This is a genomic window from Mesorhizobium sp. WSM4837, assembly GCF_055811435.1.
Map to the genome: position 1 here is coordinate 103,522 of NZ_JBVVQE010000001.1, position 17,505 is coordinate 121,026.

General features: G+C 61.5%; 12 protein-coding genes. 6 read left to right on the forward strand and 6 right to left on the reverse strand.

All coding sequences use genetic code 11. From position 1 onward, the window contains the following. Window positions 1-8: 8 nt before the first annotated feature. Window positions 9-515 carry a DUF1036 domain-containing protein gene (locus AC0L3D_RS00485; RefSeq protein ID WP_473627326.1) on the forward strand — a complete coding sequence of 169 codons (507 nt, stop codon included), beginning with the start codon at window positions 9-11 and terminating at the stop codon, window positions 513-515. Then, window positions 512-2,839 carry a M23 family metallopeptidase gene (locus AC0L3D_RS00490; protein ID WP_473642658.1) on the forward strand — a complete coding sequence of 776 codons (2,328 nt, stop codon included), beginning with the start codon at window positions 512-514 and terminating at the stop codon, window positions 2,837-2,839. The genes AC0L3D_RS00485 and AC0L3D_RS00490 overlap by 4 nt, the downstream gene beginning before the upstream one ends. Before the next feature lie 495 nt (window positions 2,840-3,334). Here AC0L3D_RS00490 and AC0L3D_RS00495 read toward each other — a convergent pair whose 3' ends face one another. Further along, a complete protein-coding gene (locus tag AC0L3D_RS00495; protein WP_473642762.1) occupies window positions 3,335-3,865 on the reverse strand; it encodes an OmpA family protein in 531 nt (176 codons plus the stop codon). Window positions 3,866-4,188: 323 nt separating this feature from the next. Then, window positions 4,189-4,512 carry a helix-turn-helix domain-containing protein gene (locus AC0L3D_RS00500; protein WP_473642660.1) on the reverse strand — a complete coding sequence of 108 codons (324 nt, stop codon included), beginning with the start codon at window positions 4,510-4,512 and terminating at the stop codon, window positions 4,189-4,191. Between the two features lie 550 nt (window positions 4,513-5,062). Between AC0L3D_RS00500 and AC0L3D_RS00505 the strand changes: the two genes are divergently transcribed. The 3 genes from AC0L3D_RS00505 to AC0L3D_RS00515 all read left to right on the forward strand — a co-directional run bounded on the left by AC0L3D_RS00505 (window position 5,063) and on the right by AC0L3D_RS00515 (window position 8,991). Continuing rightward, window positions 5,063-6,844, forward strand: coding sequence for a tetratricopeptide repeat protein (locus AC0L3D_RS00505; protein ID WP_473642662.1), 1,782 nt, complete (start codon window positions 5,063-5,065; stop codon window positions 6,842-6,844). A 495-nt stretch (window positions 6,845-7,339) separates the two neighbouring features. Continuing rightward, window positions 7,340-8,140: an alpha/beta fold hydrolase gene (locus tag AC0L3D_RS00510; protein ID WP_128245361.1), complete on the forward strand. Its 801-nt coding sequence runs from the start codon at window positions 7,340-7,342 to the stop codon at window positions 8,138-8,140. A 278-nt stretch (window positions 8,141-8,418) separates the two neighbouring features. Continuing rightward, a complete protein-coding gene (locus tag AC0L3D_RS00515; protein WP_473642664.1) occupies window positions 8,419-8,991 on the forward strand; it encodes a DUF6931 family protein in 573 nt (190 codons plus the stop codon). Window positions 8,992-9,501: 510 nt separating this feature from the next. On the opposite strand, the gene AC0L3D_RS00520 is transcribed toward AC0L3D_RS00515, so the two are convergent. Together AC0L3D_RS00520 and AC0L3D_RS00525 are read right to left on the reverse strand one after the other, a co-directional pair. Beyond that, window positions 9,502-12,021 (reverse strand): caspase family protein, encoded by a 2,520-nt coding sequence (locus tag AC0L3D_RS00520; RefSeq protein ID WP_473642764.1) that lies wholly within the window; start codon window positions 12,019-12,021, stop codon window positions 9,502-9,504. A 1,252-nt stretch (window positions 12,022-13,273) separates the two neighbouring features. Then, the gene (locus tag AC0L3D_RS00525; protein ID WP_287217046.1) at window positions 13,274-13,543 is read right to left on the reverse strand and encodes a hypothetical protein; all 270 of its coding nucleotides are present in this window, start codon (window positions 13,541-13,543) and stop codon (window positions 13,274-13,276) included. A gap of 101 nt (window positions 13,544-13,644) precedes the next feature. Between AC0L3D_RS00525 and AC0L3D_RS00530 the strand changes: the two genes are divergently transcribed. Further along, a complete protein-coding gene (locus tag AC0L3D_RS00530; protein ID WP_287374509.1) occupies window positions 13,645-13,884 on the forward strand; it encodes a hypothetical protein in 240 nt (79 codons plus the stop codon). 12 nt (window positions 13,885-13,896) lie between these two features. On the opposite strand, the gene AC0L3D_RS00535 is transcribed toward AC0L3D_RS00530, so the two are convergent. Together AC0L3D_RS00535 and AC0L3D_RS00540 are read right to left on the reverse strand one after the other, a co-directional pair. Continuing rightward, complete coding sequence (locus tag AC0L3D_RS00535; RefSeq protein WP_287258440.1) at window positions 13,897-14,256, reverse strand: response regulator; 360 nt, start codon at window positions 14,254-14,256, stop codon at window positions 13,897-13,899. Next, window positions 14,253-17,351, reverse strand: coding sequence for a CheR family methyltransferase (locus AC0L3D_RS00540; protein WP_473642666.1), 3,099 nt, complete (start codon window positions 17,349-17,351; stop codon window positions 14,253-14,255). The genes AC0L3D_RS00535 and AC0L3D_RS00540 overlap by 4 nt, the downstream gene beginning before the upstream one ends. Between the last annotated feature and the right edge of the window lie 154 nt (window positions 17,352-17,505).

Sequence of the window (17,505 nt, forward strand, 5' to 3'; positions counted from 1 at the left end):
GGACGCCGATGGCCCACCGCCGCTCGCGCTTTTCCTTCCTGCCCGCTGTCCCGCCCAACAATCAGCGTGACTGGCTTCGCGGCCTGCTTGCCCTGACAGGCCGTATCAGACTTACGGTCATATTGGGCGCGACATTGCTCGCTCTCCTGTCGCCTCACGAAGCGCACGCCGAATTCACCGTCTGCAATCAGACGCTCGACGTCGTCAATCTCGCTGTCGGCCAAAAGGTCGACAATGCCGACCAGACCGATGGCTGGTGGACCATCGGCGCAAATCAGTGCGTCAACGTCATCCGCGAGGAACTTTCGAACCGCTACATCTACATCTATGCGACGGACGTCTTTGGCCATGCGACCCTGACCGGGTCGACCGAAATGTGCATCGACCGGCGGCGTTTCTCGATACGCGGCATCGATGAATGCTGGCAGCGCGGCCATATCGCCGCACGATTTCTCGAAGTCGATACGCTTGAACAGGCGCGGTGGACCTTTTTCCTGACCGGAAGCAATCCGTGACGCACAGTATCGACACAAGCTTCAAGTTGAAAAAGCAGGCCCGCGCCGCCCTGCGCAGACGCAGGCTGTGGCGCAGGCTCCTTGCCGGTCTTGCTGTGGTTGTGCTGTTGTCGATCGCTGCCGGCTTCTATCTCACAGCGGATTATTGGTCGTTTGGCGACGAAGATGAGGAGTTGCACGCCGTCGAGGGAACCGACGATGTGCCGGCCGACGCATCTGTCTATGTGCCTGCCATTATCGATCTCGCGGGCGACCCGATGTGGATCACCCTTGCGCCCGACACCGGCGGCGCAACAAAAAGCCAAGTGATCCCGCGGCCGGCAGAACTCGACCAGGCCGGCGTTTCTCCGCAGATCGAAATTCTGTCCGACGTGATGCTTAGCGCCAGCGAAAAGTTCATGACGACGATACCGTCGACGCAAGAAGATTTCGCTTTCTTCCAGGCGCAGCGACAGACCACGCCGGCACCATCCAACGATCTCCAAGACGATGTTCAGCCCGTTTCAAACGAGGCTCCGGTTGCTTCTGACCCGCAGGGCGATACCGATGATGCCGAAGCAGGTTGGGGCGAAACAATCGATTCAGGCGAGGCAGCCCTTCCCGCGTTCCAGAAAACCCAGATCGAAAACAACACAAGCGTTGCAAATGTCATCAGTGAACATCAACGATACGAGGCTACCGAGGACATTTTCGTAAAGATCCTCAACGACCGCAGCCTGGACAGCGTTGCGCTCGATGCGCATTTCTCCGCCGAGGATGCCAGGCTGGCAGGCGAGGCCCTGAAGGCGCTTTTCAATCGGGAAAGCCTTGAGCCAGGTCATGTCGTCGCCATGCGCGGTTTCAGACCGACGCGCGAGACGACAACCATGGCCCTCATGCAGGTCTCGATCTACGCCAGGAACGTATTTGTCGGTACGCTGACGCGCAATGCCGCCGGTGTGTTTGTGTCTGGTGTCGACCCGTGGGTCCGCGAAGACCTATTCAACTACTCGGGCGCACAGGCGCAAGGCACGCACAAAAGGCAATACCGGCTACTCGACGCGATCTACTCGACAGCAGCACGCAACAAGGTTCCGACCGGCGTGATCGGAGAAGCGATCATGTATCTTTCGCGAGGACAGGATCTGGATGCCTTCGCCAGCGAAGACCAGCGTCTGGTCCTGATCTATTCGCAAAGGCCGCGTGGCAAGGAAGAGACGGCCGGACGGGTGCTGTATGTTGGCGTCCAGGGTAGCGAAAAAAGCCTCGACTGTTTCGTGTTCCAGCAGACCGACGGCCAGTTTGCATGCGTCAGCGGCGACGATCAGGTTCGCTCGCTGACAGTCGCCAACGGCATGGTCACCCCGGTCAACGGGGTCATGACCTCGACTTTCGGCCCACGCAAGCACCCAATCCTCGGAACCGTTCGTATCCACAAGGGCGTCGATTGGGCGGCGCCGCTGGGCACGCCGATAGCCGCCGCCTTCGACGGCGAAATCGTCTTTCAGGGCGATGGAAGCGGTTACGGCAATCTGGTGAAGATTTCGCACGGGGACGGCAGCGAGACGCGCTATGCGCATATGCAGAAATTCGCTGACAAGGGCGGTGTCGGCGCGAAGGTGAAGGCAGGCGATATCATTGGCTACATCGGCACCACCGGTCTTTCGACCGGGCCGCACCTGCATTTCGAACTCTATCGCAACGGCCAGGCCATCGATCCGCTGGGCACGGTTACGGCAATCGCGACGGACGCTTCCGCTGTCGAAACCCTGACCGAGCGTATCGTTCAAGTCGAAAGTGGAGGCAAAGCCCGCGCCAAGAACCCACTTTCTTCGGCGACCGGCGCCGGTCAGTTCATAACCAAGACGTGGATCCGGATGATGAACACCTACCGCCCCGAACTGGCGCGGACACTGTCAACCGCCGACCTGCTCGCTCTGCGTTTTGACGCCACCATCTCACGCGAGATGGTCAGCAATCTGGCGCGCGAAGGCGAAGCCTATCTTCGGGCACGCGGCCACCAGATCACAGCCGGCCGGCTTTATCTCTGTCATTTCCTGGGAATGGAAGGCGCCCATCAAGTGTTGTCGTCGCCGGGCTCGGCGCAATTGAGCGCCGTGCTCGGATCGGCCGTCATTCAAGCCAACCCGTTCCTCACCGGCAAGTCCGCCAGCTATGTCGTGAGCTGGGCCGAAAGGAAAATGGGGCGGAAGCTGAGCCCGGCGATGGTTGAAGTGAGCCAACAGACAACGACAACGACGGAAGTCCGGCAGACATCGCCCGAGTTCGAAAAATACAAGCAGGCGATCACGGCTATGGTGAGTTCCGTTCAGAATGCGCTGTGAGCCAGCACGTCGCGGAGACCCTGGAATCCATGCCGTGACATCAGAGCGTCACGACGGTGCAGAATTTTTGATTGCGGAGCGAGGCGCCCCCCTCTGTCCTGCCGGACATCTCCCCCACTTGGGGGGAGATTGGCAGCTTCGCTGACGGCGCCTGTTCTTCAACGTTGGACATTGGCGAAAGCCGCAATGACGGCCGATCTCCCCCCAAGTGGGGGAGATGTCCGGCAGGACAGAGGGGGGCGCGAAGGATCACAACAGATCAGCTTTTATTCTGAGCCGCTGCATTCTTCGGCTGATGTCACGGACTGGATCCCAGGGTCTGCGCCGCGTCGCTCCGCTCCTTGCTCCGCCCTGGGATGACGAAGGCGTGGTGGCCTCTTGCTACCCCCAGCGTCAGAGCTGGTAGCTGCAGGCCGTCCGGCAGCGCGATCGTCAGTCGAAGAACCAATCCCCCCTTGTGCAGAGGGACTAGCTGGGCCAGCGCACCCGCTCCAGCTACTCGGTCCTTATCCGCATTTCCACCCGGCGGTTTACCGGATCGAATGGATTGGGGTTGCGCGGGCTCGCTTCGCCCAGGCCTGTCGCTTTGATGCGGGCAGGATCGATGCCGTTGGAGGTGAGGAAGGTTGTTACCGATCTGGCCCTGCGCTCCGACAGCCCCTCGTTGTAGCGCTCCGAGCCGGTCGCATCGGTATGACCCTCGACAACGAAGTTCAAGGTGCTCAGTCGGCTGTCCTTCAGTGCCTTGGCGAACTCGTCCAGTTCAGCACGCGCAGTCGCATCGAGTTCCGCAGAATCAAGGCCGAAATTGATCAGCATGTCGAGGCTGGTTTTCTCGGCAGGCGCTGCTTTGTTCTTGCTGTTGCACTCTTCTTCGGTGCCGACGCAAATTCCACGCGGCGGGCCGAGTTCGCTCGCCGCGTCAAAAAACTTCACGATGTCTTCTGATTTCTGAAGTGGATCAGCAAAAACGTGGGTCGAAAAAAACGCGACCGTAAACACGAAGGCTAAACTGCCCGACCGCATAACGGTTACTCCTGTCTTGAGCATCGATTTCATCGACTGCGGACAATACCAAATTGCGAAGCGGTTGTCTGTCAAAACGTCGAGCATAGTGGGGGCAGTTGCATCTTGCTAGTCGTGAAGACCTGACGCTTGGTACCCATGTAGAAGGACGCGAGACGACCCTTTCCTGCCCTTCAGGATAGAACAAGCTTTGACCGCAAATCGGCCGAATGCGGATTTTCTCCTGAACTTTGGCTCGTGATGCTGAGCGTCGGCACTGATGTTGTCGCTGCCCACCTTCTTTGGAGCCGGAATGCCATCCTCCTCACTGTTCCGCCTACCGGTCAGACCTGGCGAGCAGCATGGCCCCGACGCCAGGCCGCCGGCGGTACGCCATATTCGCGTCTGAACGCCCTGTTGAAGGCCACTTCGGATTTGTAGCCTACGTCGTATGCGATCCGCGCAATCCGTTCAATGACTGGCACGCGGTGATGGCCTGTCTGGGTGCCGGCCGAGACAGCGATGTCGATCGGCTTGTTTCGGCTTACCGGAGCGTTGCCGAGGGATCCGATATCGCCGAATGGGGGCAACGGACCGCAGTGCCTCTGATCGAAGGATTCGCGGCATTCTGGCGTGGCGACTACGAGAGGGCCGCCGATCGCCTCCATAGCACACGGTTCATCGCCAATAGCTTCGGCGGCAGCCACGCCCAGCGCGACGTCATCGACTGGACGCTGGCTGAGGCCGCTGCGCGCGGGCCTGACCCGCCTGGCGGAAGCCCTCGCCAACGAGCGGTTGGCGCTGAAGCCCCACAGCCCCGTAAACCAGTCCTTCCTTAGGCGGGCCCGCAAGTGGCGCCTCGATAAGGCCGAGGAGTTGATGCGCAAAGCCGGCTGAGGCTCGATCGAAATGCGCGAGCTGCCGCACGATGGTGGACGTGACGCGCCCGGCGCGGGCAAGGCAGACCTCGACCGAGGCACTTACATGAGAGGTATTGGTCCGGACGTCAATCTCGGAGGCGCCCATGAAAGATAGAGTCTCGCCGACACGACGTCGCACGGTTTCTAACCCAAGGGGGAATGAGCATTGTGATACAATCGAAACATTTCAGCACCGCTCAAGAACAACGACTGAAACATCCGGGGCGTAGATTCCAGGCAAGCGGGAGCGCGCCGCCAGCGTGACGCCGGCGCGGCCCGCAATCAATGGGAGGCTCACATGAAATTGCGCAAGTTCCTGCCTGGCGCGGGATGGACCACACTCTTAGTCATAGGTTTCGGCGCCGGCGCCATCGCGTATGCGGCCGGCGGCCCGGCCAGTATTCAGCTTGCCGCCGCCACGCGAGTGCCGCTCCCGAAGGACTTGTCCATGGCGCACTGCGTCGCCGCGACGCTACCGCTCGAATCGCCCATCGCCGAGGCGGTCAAGGCCTACGAGGATGCCGAACCGCCGCTTTGGGACAACCTCGGCACGCTCACCTGGCCGATCAGCACGAAGAACCCGGACGCGCAGAAATTTTTCGGCCAGGGCCTGAGGCAGGCCGCCAACTTCAACCACGCCGAGGCGCGTCGCGCCTTCCGCAAGGCGCAGCGTCTCGATCCGGGTTGCGCGATGTGCTTCCTCGGCGAAGCACTTGTACTCGGACCCAACATCAACGTGCCGATGGACCCTGCCGCGAACCCACCGGCCGTCGCCGCGCTGAAAAAAGCACAGTCGCTCGCCTCAGCGGCGACCGACAAGGAGCGCGGCCTCATCGATGCCGTCGCCGCCCGCTACTCGGACGATCCCAACGCGGATCGCAAAGCGCTCGATGCGGCCTTCGCCGATGCCATGGCCGCCCTGTCCGACAAATATCCCCACGATCTGGAACTCGCCATGATCGCGGCAGAAGCGGCCATGGACACCCAGCCATGGGACTATTGGCAGCCCGGCGGCAAGGAGCCGAAGGGCCGCACAGCTGACGCTCAGAAGCGGCTGGAAGCCGTGCTGACGAAAAAGCCCGACCATGCCTGGGCGATTCACCTCTACATCCATCTGGTGGAGGCTTCCGACCGCCCGGAGCGGGCCGAGCCCTATGCCGAGCGACTCGCCGCGCTGATGCCGGGTGCCGGGCACATCGTCCACATGCCGAGCCACATCTACCATCGGGTCGGCCGCTACGCCGACTCGCTCGCATCTAACGTCGCCGCCGCAAAGGTCGACGAGACCTACATTGCCGATACCGGTGCGGTCGGTGTCTACCCGATCGGCTATTATTCTCACAATGTCCACTTCGTGATGGTCTCGGCGCAGCTTCTGGGTGACGCGCCGACGGTCTTAGACCAGGCCGAGAAGCTGGACACGCTGCTCACCAACGAGATCGCCGCTGCGATCCCGATCGTGCAGCCGGTCAAGGCGGCGCCTTATTTCGCCTGGGCGCAATACGGCGACCCAGACATGGTCCTGGCCAGGCCGGTGCAGGCGGACGCGCCAGCCTATGTGAAGGCAGTCCAGCATTATATGCGCGGCGCCGCCTTGGCGGCAAAGAAGGATATTGCCGCCGCGCGCGCCGAGGCCGACGCCATTCACCGCATCGCGGCGGAGACCGACTGGTCGACCCATGACGCCTGGGGAATCCCGGCGCTGGCCGTGCTGCAGGTAGCTGAGGCAACGGTGCGGGCACGCGCGGCCGAGGCCGACGGTGACCTGGAGGGCGCCGTGGCGATCTGGAGGAAGGCCGCCGAGGCCGAGGAAACGATCCCCTACATGGAGCCGCCCTACTGGTATTATCCGGTGAGGCAGTCGCTGGGCGCTGCCCTGCTGCGTACCGGCCATCCGGAAGAGGCCGAGAAGGAGTTCCGGGCCGCGCTCGACAAGGCGCGCGGCAGCGCCTGGGCGCTGTTCGGCCTCAAGGAAACGGCAAAGGCCAGGCGCGACACCGCCGCCGAGGCCAAGGCCGCCGATGAACTCGCCAAAGCCTGGCGTGGCGACCCCGCCACGCTGACGCTGGAGCGGCTGTGACGGGCCTTTCCCGCAGGGGATTTCTCTCCCTCCGGTCAACGGCCGGAGGGGGATTTCACTTCCCGCAGGGCTGCCGGCCAAAAATCCGGTCGAGGCGCGCCGCCGTTCATCAAGTCAATACGGTACTCGGCCTCCACGCCAAAGATTGTGAGCGACTGTTAGGCCGAGGGACCACGCGTCCGCTGCGCGACGGTAGCGCGACATGCGAGCTCTGTGTCCTGCTGAAACAAACGAAACACTCTGGCGTCGATCCAGAGAAACTGCCGAAACAAGAACGGATTATGTCAGACGGAACTGCCGACCGCAGCAGCTTCCAACCGTTGGAGTGGTGCGAATGTTGCGAAATGGGAGCAGCACGGTCCAAGGTGTGACACATATTCAAGAAGGCGCAGCCGTTGGTAAGCGGGTTGCGCTCGGCTGAAAGAGCGACATGGCAAACGCCCCGAAGATGTGTGGCCGGCAGGCAATTTCAACTCAGAAAGGGGAGTTTGGTTGATGGGAGACCTGCGATTCGCAACTGTTCGACTGGCGACGGGTCCACAGATTCACTACGCGGAACAGGGCAATGCTGACGGCGATCCGATCCTCTTTCTGCACGGGTGGCCGGACTCTTGGTTCTCGTTCAGCAGTATTCTGCCGTTGCTGTCGCATCGGGTTCATGCGTTTGTCCTGGATCAGCGAGGTTTCGGTGACTCGGAAGCGCTGGATGCCGGTTACGGGATCGACGAATTCGCCGCTGATGCCGTCGCGTTTCTCGACGCTGTTTCCATCGAGCGCGCCACCATCGTCGGACACTCTTTCGGAAGTTTCGTCGCGCGACACGTCGCGATCACAAATCCCGAACGAGTCGCACGCTTGGTCTTGATCGGCACTGGTGTGTCGGCCGCCACTCCGGTCACTCGGGAGGTCCAGGCCACACTGATGGAGCTACCAGACCCGGTGCCGGTGGAGTTCGCCCGCGATTTTCAGGCGAGCACCGCGCACGTACCCCTGCCCGAATCGTTCTTCGAACGGATCGTTGCCGAAAGCCTGAAGCTGGCGGCTTGGCGTTGGCGCGGCGTGCTCGACGGTTTGCTCGCTTACGATGACACGGAGCAACTTTCTCGGATTGTCACACCGACGCTCCTCATGTGGGGCGAACGCGACGTGCTCTTTTCCAGAAACGATCAGGATCGCCTCGTAACCGCGATCCGAGGATCCAAACTGCTCAGCTACCCGGAGACCGGACATTGTCCGAATTGGGAACGGCCCCAACGCGTCGCAGCCGATCTCGAGGCCTTTATAGACCAGAGTTGACAAGCACTTCAGGCACGGGCGCGCCCTGTGCATGTTCTCGGTTACCTACGGCCAGTCGGTGAGAGACGTCTCCAGTGCCCAGTAGTTCAGCTGGAATGTCGGCTCCTGGCGCGCAATCCTGTCGTTCAGGTTAAACCTGCTGTGGGGCAACTTCCCACCCATTGCTGCAAATTCGATTTGGGTATCAACCGTCAGATTTTCACCACTAGGGACTGGAGACTTGACCCGCCCGGTCCGGGGCTTCAGTGTCGATTGTTCCCTGGGGAGAGCGTGGCGCCATGGCCAATGAGCTTCGATTCAAAACGGCACGGGACCTTTTCATGGCCTGCCCCGCTGTTTCCAGGGACATGGTGGCACTTCCGACCGAACAGCCTTCAATCGAATTTTGCCGCGCCCTGCTGGCCGGGCGGGTGCCAGAGGAGGCGATTACGTTCTGTGCCTATCTGCTTCCCGAGCGGGCTGCGGTGTGGTGGGCCCATGAATGCCTGAGCCACCTCACCGTTCTGCTCGACAGCAGGGATCAGGAATTGCTCGCGGTTGTTCGTGACTGGGTCAGCGAACCGGAGAGCCCTCACCATCGCCCGGAAGTGGACAAGGCTGCGGCAATTCCGCCAACAACGCCGGCCGCCTGGATTGCCCTGGCTGCAGGATGGCATGGCAACGGTTCAGCTATGGAGGCGCCAGCGCTATCGGCCTCGCAGCCAGCCGCGCGCGCTGTGAGTGCGGGGGTTCTGGCCGGACTGGCACGCGTTGCACTGGAGGACCGCTTTTCAGTTCTTACCGCGTTTGTCGAAATGGGCATCCAGATGGCAGAGATCGAGGCGCTGCGCCAGTCAGCGGATGCGAGTTAGACCGTAGCCGTGTCCGCGAACGGGATACGTCCAAATTGAACGAGAATCAGGCTCTAGCTATCTGAATTAGCTGCATTGTGCGACGCCAAGTGACCCCACGTGGCTGCAGAATGCTCTAGTTGTTTGGCTTACTTGCAGCAGCCCTTCAACGCTATCCTCCCCAGCCGCCGCCGCCTCCGCCGCTCCCGCCACTCCCGCCACTCCCGCCACTTCCGGCACCCCCGCCTCCTCCCGAAGAAGGAATGATTACGGGACGTGCGGCAGCAGGCTCGTCCGCGGCCGGACTAACCACTTTCCTGGCGGCCATCTGTTTGGGAGCGGGGTTGACGACCTTCCGCGGCGCCGCGGCTCTGCGAACGACCTTCGGCGCCGGCTCGGGCGTCGCCACCAGCGGCGTCGGTTGAAGGGGTGGCCAGGATGTGCAGCCCATGACCCCGGCCAAGGCGATGGACAGAGTTATCCCGATTGTTGCCTGCTTCAGATTTCTGCCCACCATTGCCTCCTTGTTGATCAGAACAAATCCCGACGCGGATTGGCTTGTTCCCAGACCGCCCTGGCCACTTTGACAAGTTGCTTGTCGACAGAGCCGCTCAACGGAATCTTCGACTTGAGTTCCCCACGCAGCTGTTTCAACGCCGCCGCTTTCGGCTTGGCCCCGAATTGCGCCAACGTCGCGCGGGCGTCAGGCAGCTCATTGCGAAGATCGAGCGCAACTGTGAATGCCAGGAAACGCACGGCGACGGCCTGGTCAGCCTTGTCGCCCTTTTGCATCTCGAGGGCCGCGCGATCATAGGCGCCGGACTGATCACCGCGCGAGGTTGCCAGTTCAAACAGGCGTTGGGCTTCATCAAGGTTCTGCTCCACGCCAACGCCATCACGGTACATGCGCGCAAGACTGCCCGGCGCATAGGGCTGGCCGAGGTCAATGGCCTTCTGAAAAAGCGCCAGCGCAGCCTTCGGATCCTTTTCGACGCCCCTGCCGCTGAGGTAATTGCGACCGAGCAAGTTCATCGAATACATGTCCTGGCGCTGGACGCCGGCCTCCAGGAAGGCAACCGCACGGGCCTGATCGGCGGGCACGCCGTTGCGGCCTTCGGTGAAGATCGCCGCGAGATCGTTCATGGCATAGGTGTGCCCCATCGATGCCGCCTTGAGCAGCAGATCCAGCCCCTTGCCGGTGTCGCGCTCGACGCCGTAGCCATGAAACAGGGCACGACCCCACGACGTCATCCCGTAGGGATCGCCCTTGTCGGCCGCAGCGGCGTAGAAGGTGTTGGCCTGCTTGCGGTCGACAGCCTGGCCCGTTCCCGTCGCGTAGAGGTAGCCGAGTTCGAACACCGCGCGCACATGCCCCCTGTCGGCGGCCTGTTGTATGGCTTTCCTGGCCTGGTCGACCTTGCCGGCTGCAAGCAGCGCGCGTCCCAGTTCATAACGGAAGCGGGCGACATCGGGATACGCCTTCACCGCAGCCTCGCACAGCTTTACCGCGTCGGCGGCGATTTCATTTGGCAGCAGGCCGGGGACGACGCCTTGAAGGTCGAGAGGTTCGCCGGCAGCCAGGTCGCACGGATCGACGCTTGGCGACAGTTTCATACTGGCGGGTTTGGCTGCGCCGCTGTCCGCCCGAATTTCGAAGGCGATCTCGACCGGTGCGCTGGCTCCGATCTGGGGTTCATAGCGCAGCCCCTCGACTTCGCCGACCGTCAAGCTCGATTCGGGCGACAGGGTCCGATCCGGCAGGGAGAGCGTCCCCGTTGCCGGATAGTTTGTGACTTTCAGGCTGACCGCCGCATCGTCTGTCGGGACGTCGAGGTTCAGGGCAACGGCGCCGACGCCGACCGGAACGTCGACGTCCTGGTTCTCGATCGCCTCGGCCGCACCGGTGACATGAATGCCGCGCTGCAGCACCTGCTGCTCCTGCTCGGCCTCGAGCGAGGCCATCACCTGTTCGCCCTCGGCTCCTTCGCCGCTCTTGACCCGGAACACCAGCATGCCCTTGGCTTCGCCGCCCCAACTGTCGCGTGCGGCGTAGGCCAGCATATCCATCTCTTCCGGCTCGCCAGTTCCCTTGGGGACATCCAACTGCAAACGCGGCAGATCCTTGCCCTGGATCAGTTCTCCCGCCTCGATGACCTTGCCGTCCAGCATCAGGCGTCCCAAGGCGGGTGGTCTTTCGATGCTGACGGTTATTGTCCCGCCATCGACCTGGACCGGTTCCGGGAGGTCCAGATCGATGGGGCCTGCCCCGGACAGCACGACTTTCTCCAATACCGGCGGCAGCGATGGGCGGCTGATGCGACGCATCAGAACGACTTCGTCGATCAGCGAAGAGTTCTCCCAGGGAACCTGCAAGCCCTTGGTCGCCTCAACCACATCCCGGCGGACGGCCGACATGACCGTGCGGATCTCCTGGTTCGGGGCGAGCGCGCGACGAGAAAACGCCGATGAGAAAGGACTGAGGTCGCCGGCGCCGTCATAGGCGACCGCGCCGGGTTCGGTGGCGAAAGCAATCAGTGTGTTCAGTGAGCTTCTTACTTGCGCAAGGCCGGTGCCGCTGGCGGTAAGAAGCTGGTCCCTGAGCCAGTAGTCCTTGCGAGGGAATGGATTGTTGCGGCAGGCATCGAGGATGATCACCTGGATCTTCGATTTCGAACGCATCTGCTGCAGCACATCGTTCAGCTTGATTGCCTGGACCTCGACGTCCGCCGCATCTTTCAACGAGGCATCGACAGGGATCAGGAAATTTTCGCCGCCGATCTGAAAGCCGTGGCCGGAATAGTAGACGACAGCCACATCAGCGCCGTCCACGGCGGCAAGATAGTTGCGAAACTGATCTTCAAATTGCAGCTTCGTAAGATTGCTCGCGACGAAAACATCAAAACCAGCCGCTCGAAACGTGTTGGACACGTCCACCACATCCTTGGCCGGGTTCTTGAGGGCCGAGATTTCCTGGTAATCGGAGTTGCCGATTACAAAGGCGACCCTTCGTTCGACTGCAGAAGCGTCGAAAGTCGCGACGCTTGCGAGCATCAAGGCCGCAACGAATCCGCAACGTCGGAGCATGGCAAATCCCTTAACCGTCGTTACCTGGCGACCACAAGAACACAGCTTGCAGTGCCAAGGTCCGTTAGAGAGCATGCTATCTGCCGAGACAGAAAAGAGAGAAAAGCCGTCGCGACAGCGGTATATTCCTCACTTGATCGATCCCTAAATTACATCAGAGGCCGAGTGTCCGCAATGATCGTCAATCGGATTCTCGACCTGGCTATTTTCCGTGGTCGATACGGTCCCCTCGGGCCGCGCGCGGCCGGCATAGCCTTGACTTCGCACACGCATCACGCGTCAGGGCGCCTGAGGTTTTCCACTGCTAATGTCGGCCTGCCCCTGATTTTTCCTAGCCACCATTTCCGCGACTCAATTAGCGTCTGCTTATGGAGCATCGGCACGCCATTCGACGGAACAAGGAAGGGCTTTGGGAGGTCTACGATATAGACGACGATAGGGTGGTCTTCGCAGAAGGGGTGGCTCTGACAGATTTGCTGGATGAGGAGGCCCTCGACGCCCTGGAGTTGCTAAAAGGTGGATTCCTGGTCCCGAGCAGCGCTCCCAAGGCCAGTTGACACTTCCCCAAGGGATACGCCGAGGCGCCGCGAGATGGGGCTGAAGGCGGATCGCCGACACGCAAAAGCGCCGCCGCCTGGCGGGCTCCTGGATGCGTTCGCTCGTCGAGATCTATTTTCGGCCACGTCGCAGCCGCGATACAGACGGTGTGGATCAATTTGCGAGGCTCAGCGCGCCGCAGCGTGGCAAAACGAAATTCTCCTTCGTTTGGTTGATGCCGGAACAGTGCTTCGTCCGTAAGTTCGTGCTATATATTAGCAGGAGCTGTTATGAGGTTTTTGCCGGTTCAGGAGCCTACCAACACATGGGCCGTGTTCGACACGACGGTGGATGTGCCGGCGCACTTCGCTGGTATTTGCCTTATCGGCTTGCCGCGGGAGCGGGCAGAGTGGCTCGCAGCAAGGGCCAACCAAGATGCGTTGGCAAGAAGCAGCAGGATCGGCCGGCTCTCGTCTCCGGAGACTGAGCACGCCGTGCTGCCGATACGCAAATGCCAGAAATCGCTTACATCAGCAGGAGGGGTTTCAACGACGGGGGAAGAGGCCGCGGCGTTGGCAGCCGGGTACCAGCAGCCACCGTAAGTCCGATATCACCAGCGATACAGCCATTGGTTCTGGGCAACACCATCCAGCTTGCCCGGTTCCTACCGGAAAGATCGCGGTTATTGCTGATCCGGCATCTCGGTATTCTCTTGGGGGTTCTTTTCGATGCCCGCGGCAGGCGAGGTGTCGGCCGGGGCGTTCCCACCCTGGTTTTGCTCCTGGGCTCTTTCGAGTGGCGAGGTGCGCCAGCCCATATCGGCATACAAAAAGCCGATGAGAAAGCCGACGATGATGATCGCTGCTATCACCAGCGAAAGTATGGCGTTACGTCGCTCCATGTCCGGCTCCTTCCTGCGAGCCGAACAGCCAGTATCGAAAATGGTTCCCATCCAGCGGCAGGTCGTGGAACTTCGCACCGTGCCGGCGGTTGACACGCAGGGCTGCGAGCGGTGAACGAAGGTTGTTTCCGTCGCAGCAGGAAGGAGACACCATGGCCAACAAGAAAACCGCATCGAAACCGGCAATCCGGCAGGCAAATGCCGCTGGCTTGCGACGTCCAAGGCGGGATGCTGACGATACGGATGCCGGAGCCAGGCCACCGACGCCGAAAAGCGCGGGAGCCTCGAAGCCCTCGACCGCTCCGCTGGACAATCCGGTGGCCAACCGCAATGCCGGCCGGCCGCGCCAGCAAGGCGCCACGCCGCGACCGACCGAAAAGCCGCTGGACTGAAGGGCAAACGAGCTAGGACGTCGGGACCAATTCCGCCAAGGCTCTGAGAATGGTCGCCTGATCTGCCGGCTTGCGAACAAATCTAGCGTTGGCGAACGCGGATGGAACATCGCGCGGCCCAAAGCCGGTCAGGCACGCGAACGGAATATGGCGGGTTTTTAGTTCTTCTGCGATCGCCAGGCTCGTTTCGCCATGCAGTTGAACATCCAGCAGCGCCACGTCGACAGGATTTTCGCCGATAAGACGAAGGGCCGCCGCCACCGAAGGGGCCGGGCCGATCACCTGATGTCCCGAATCGCGCAGACAAGCAGCGATGTCCTCGGCGATGAGCCATTCATCCTCGACCACCAGAACGCGCAGCGGGTCGGTCACGGCGTCTCCTTGCGCAGCATCGGGAATGTGATCTGGACCTCAAGACCGTCACGGTTGAAGGTGGTCTCGACGTTTCCGCCAAGCCGGTAGCCGATCTCACCCTGCAGCAGGGAAAGTCCGAAGCCGCTGACTTCAGGTTTTCTGACCGGCGGCCCGTGTCGCTCGCACCAGGTGAGCGTGAAAACATCGCCGTCGCCAGACCATTTCAGCACGACCCTGCCCTCGGGCGTCGACAGCGCGCCATATTTGGCGGCGTTGGTCGCCAGTTCATGAATGACCATGCTAAGGGAAAGGCTCTGTTGCGGGCTAAGCTTCACTTCAGCGCCGTCAAGTTCGAACCGGTCAATGCTGAAAGGCTCGAGCTCCTGATGCAGCAGTTCGTTGATCGAAGCTTCTTTCCAGCGTTCCTTCGACAGCAGACCGTAAGCCCGCGACATGGCGTGCAGGCGACCAATCAGCGCTTCGGCGAACTCTTCCTTCGATTCCGAACTTTCACGGGTGCGGTTGGCGATGCTGGCGACCACCGCCAGCATGTTCTTGACGCGGTGGTTCAGCTCCGAAATGAGCACCCGGTTTTGCTCTTCCGTCTCGGCCAATGTGGTGACATCGACCAGCGTGACCACGACGCCCTGGATCCTGTCGTCCTTGTCGCGATACGGATTGACGCGAACCATGTAAAACCGGCCCCGGTCGTCGCGCGCCAGATAATGGTTCAGGGTCTCCCCGGTTTCGAAGACGGCATCGATGTGCTGTTTCAGCTCGGGATAGTCGAGCTGGCTCGAAAGCTCGGTCAGCGGCCGGCCGACGTCGGAGGGACGCAGGCTGAAGAACGACGAGGCCGGCGGAGTAAAGGTCCGCACCACCAGATTGCGATCGAGGAAAATGGTTGCGATCTTCGTGCTCTCGAACAGATTGCGCAAATCGCTGTTGGCGCGATCGAGCTCCTCTATCTTGTTGGTCAGTTCCGAATTGATGGTGTTGAGTTCCTCGTTGAGCGACTGCATCTCCTCCTTCGAGGCCTCAAGCTCCTCATTGGTCGACTGCGCCTCCTCGTTGACGGAGACCAGTTCCTCGTTCGAGGATTTCACTTCTTCCAGCGCCGTTTCGTACTCCTCGATCGTCGATTGCAGTCGCTCCCGGGTTTCGCGCAGCTCCCGCTCGAGATCGGCAGTGCCTTCGCTGCTACGGTTTTCGGGCCCAACATCGGAGCGCGCCTGCACCGGCCCCGTCGGTTCGAACAGGACGAGATAAAGCCGTTCGCCCTTGCCGCGTTCCGCCAGGGGCTCGACAGTGAGTTTGATCGACTGGGCCTGTTCGTCGTCCTCGTCGACGACGACATTTTCCCGCACGACAGTGCGGCGCGTCGTGGCGGCTTCCCGCAACGCTGCGCGCAGGTCGAGCCTTAGGCCGGCGCGGGCCAAACTCAGCACCTGCCGGCTCGGAATTCCTTGCGGCGCCTCGAGATAGCTGCCGGTCCGGGCCGAATAGTAGACGACGTCACCGTCGCCATTCACCACGACATGCGGCGGCGCGAAACGCTCCAGCACTTGTGCCTCGACCGTCTGTCGAAGCGGATAGCTGGCGGTTCGCTTGTTCGGCCCCGTTCCTTCAGGCAGGAAGGCGCCTGAACGGCCATCGCCGATCAGCATCGGCAGCCTAATGTGTGGCGAGGCATGCTCGCGCGCCTGAAAAATGCGCTGCTTCTTGTCGACGGTGGCGAAGAGGTCGTCGTGCTGGCCGACGCTTTCGGACGTGCCGAGGAAAAGATAACCGCCCGGCTTCAACGCGTAGTGGAAGATCGGAAGGACCCGGTTCTGGATGTCCGAGCCGAAATAGATCAGCAGGTTGCGGCATGAAACCATGTCCATGCGTGAAAAAGGCGGGTCGCGGACGATGCTGTGAGGGGAAAAGACGCACAGCTCCCGGACCTCGTTGGCAAGCACGTAACTCTCGCCGTCGCTGCTGAAAAAGCGCTGCTTGCGTTCGGGCGAAACGCCCTGCAGCAATGCCGCCGGGTAACGCGCAGCGCGCGCCACCGCAAGCGCGGGCTCATCGATGTCGGTCGCAAATATCTGGACGCGTGGCACAACCGAAAGCGTCTCCATGTGTTCGCGCAATAGCATGCCGATGGAGAACACCTCCTCGCCGGTGGCGCAGCCAGGCACCCAGATCCTGACGGCGTCGCTGGCGGTCTTGCCCTCGAACAGCTGCGGTACGACCTTGTCCTCGAGCAGCTTGAACGCGTCGGGATCACGGAAAAAATCGGTGACGTTGATCAAAAGGTCACGAAAAAGGTTCGCCACCTCGCGAGGGTCCTTCTTCAGCCATTCAACATACTCTTCAATGGAATCAAGCTGTCCGATTTGCATGCGCCGCTTGATGCGCCGCAGGAATGTCTTGGTCTTATAGCCGGAGAAATCGTGGCCGGATTGGCCCTGCAGAATGCCGTAGATCTCGTCGCGGAGCCGACCCAGTTCTGCCGTCTCGTGCTCGCCGCCTCCGGCAACCCCGTTCAGCATGTCGAAGCTGCGGGCGAACCCCTCGAGCTTCGCGCCGATCTCCTCCGCCGGCGCCGCAATGTCGATCAGCCCGCTGGAGATCGCACTTTTCGGCATGTCCGGATTGCGCGGGCCGTAGCCGTCGGGAGCCTGGGCGACCGTCAGTCCGCCACGCTCCTTGATCGCCTTGGCGCCAAGCGTGCCGTCAGAGTCGCCGCCCGACAAAATGACGCCAACGGCATATTCGCTCTGATCCTCGGCCAATGCGCTAAAGAAGATATCGATCGGCTTGCGCTCGCGGCTGAGCACGTTGGATGGCCGCAGGTGCAGCACTCCCCGCTCGATCGTGAGCACGACGTTTTGCGGCATCACATAGACGTGGTCGGACAGGACAGTGGTGCCGTCCTCGACGACAACAACCGGGAGTTGCGTGTAACGTCCGACGACCTCATGAAGCAGGCTTTCGCGCTCGGGGCTGAGATGGGTGACGATGACGAACGCCATGCCGGGCTGGCCGGTGATGCCTTTGAACAGGCCCTCCATTGCAGGAATGCCGCCGGCCGACGCGCCGACGCCCACAATTGGAAATCTCTTCACCTGAGATGTCACCGCAAGCCCTCGGTTGAACAGCCTAGACGACAAGGCCGCCAAATCGACCCAAAGCCCACGACCGGGCTGAACGCAACGCCCAGCATATAACGTGCGCGAGGGCCGGAACAAGTCCGTGCAGACGGCGTTAAAGTCGGGATTA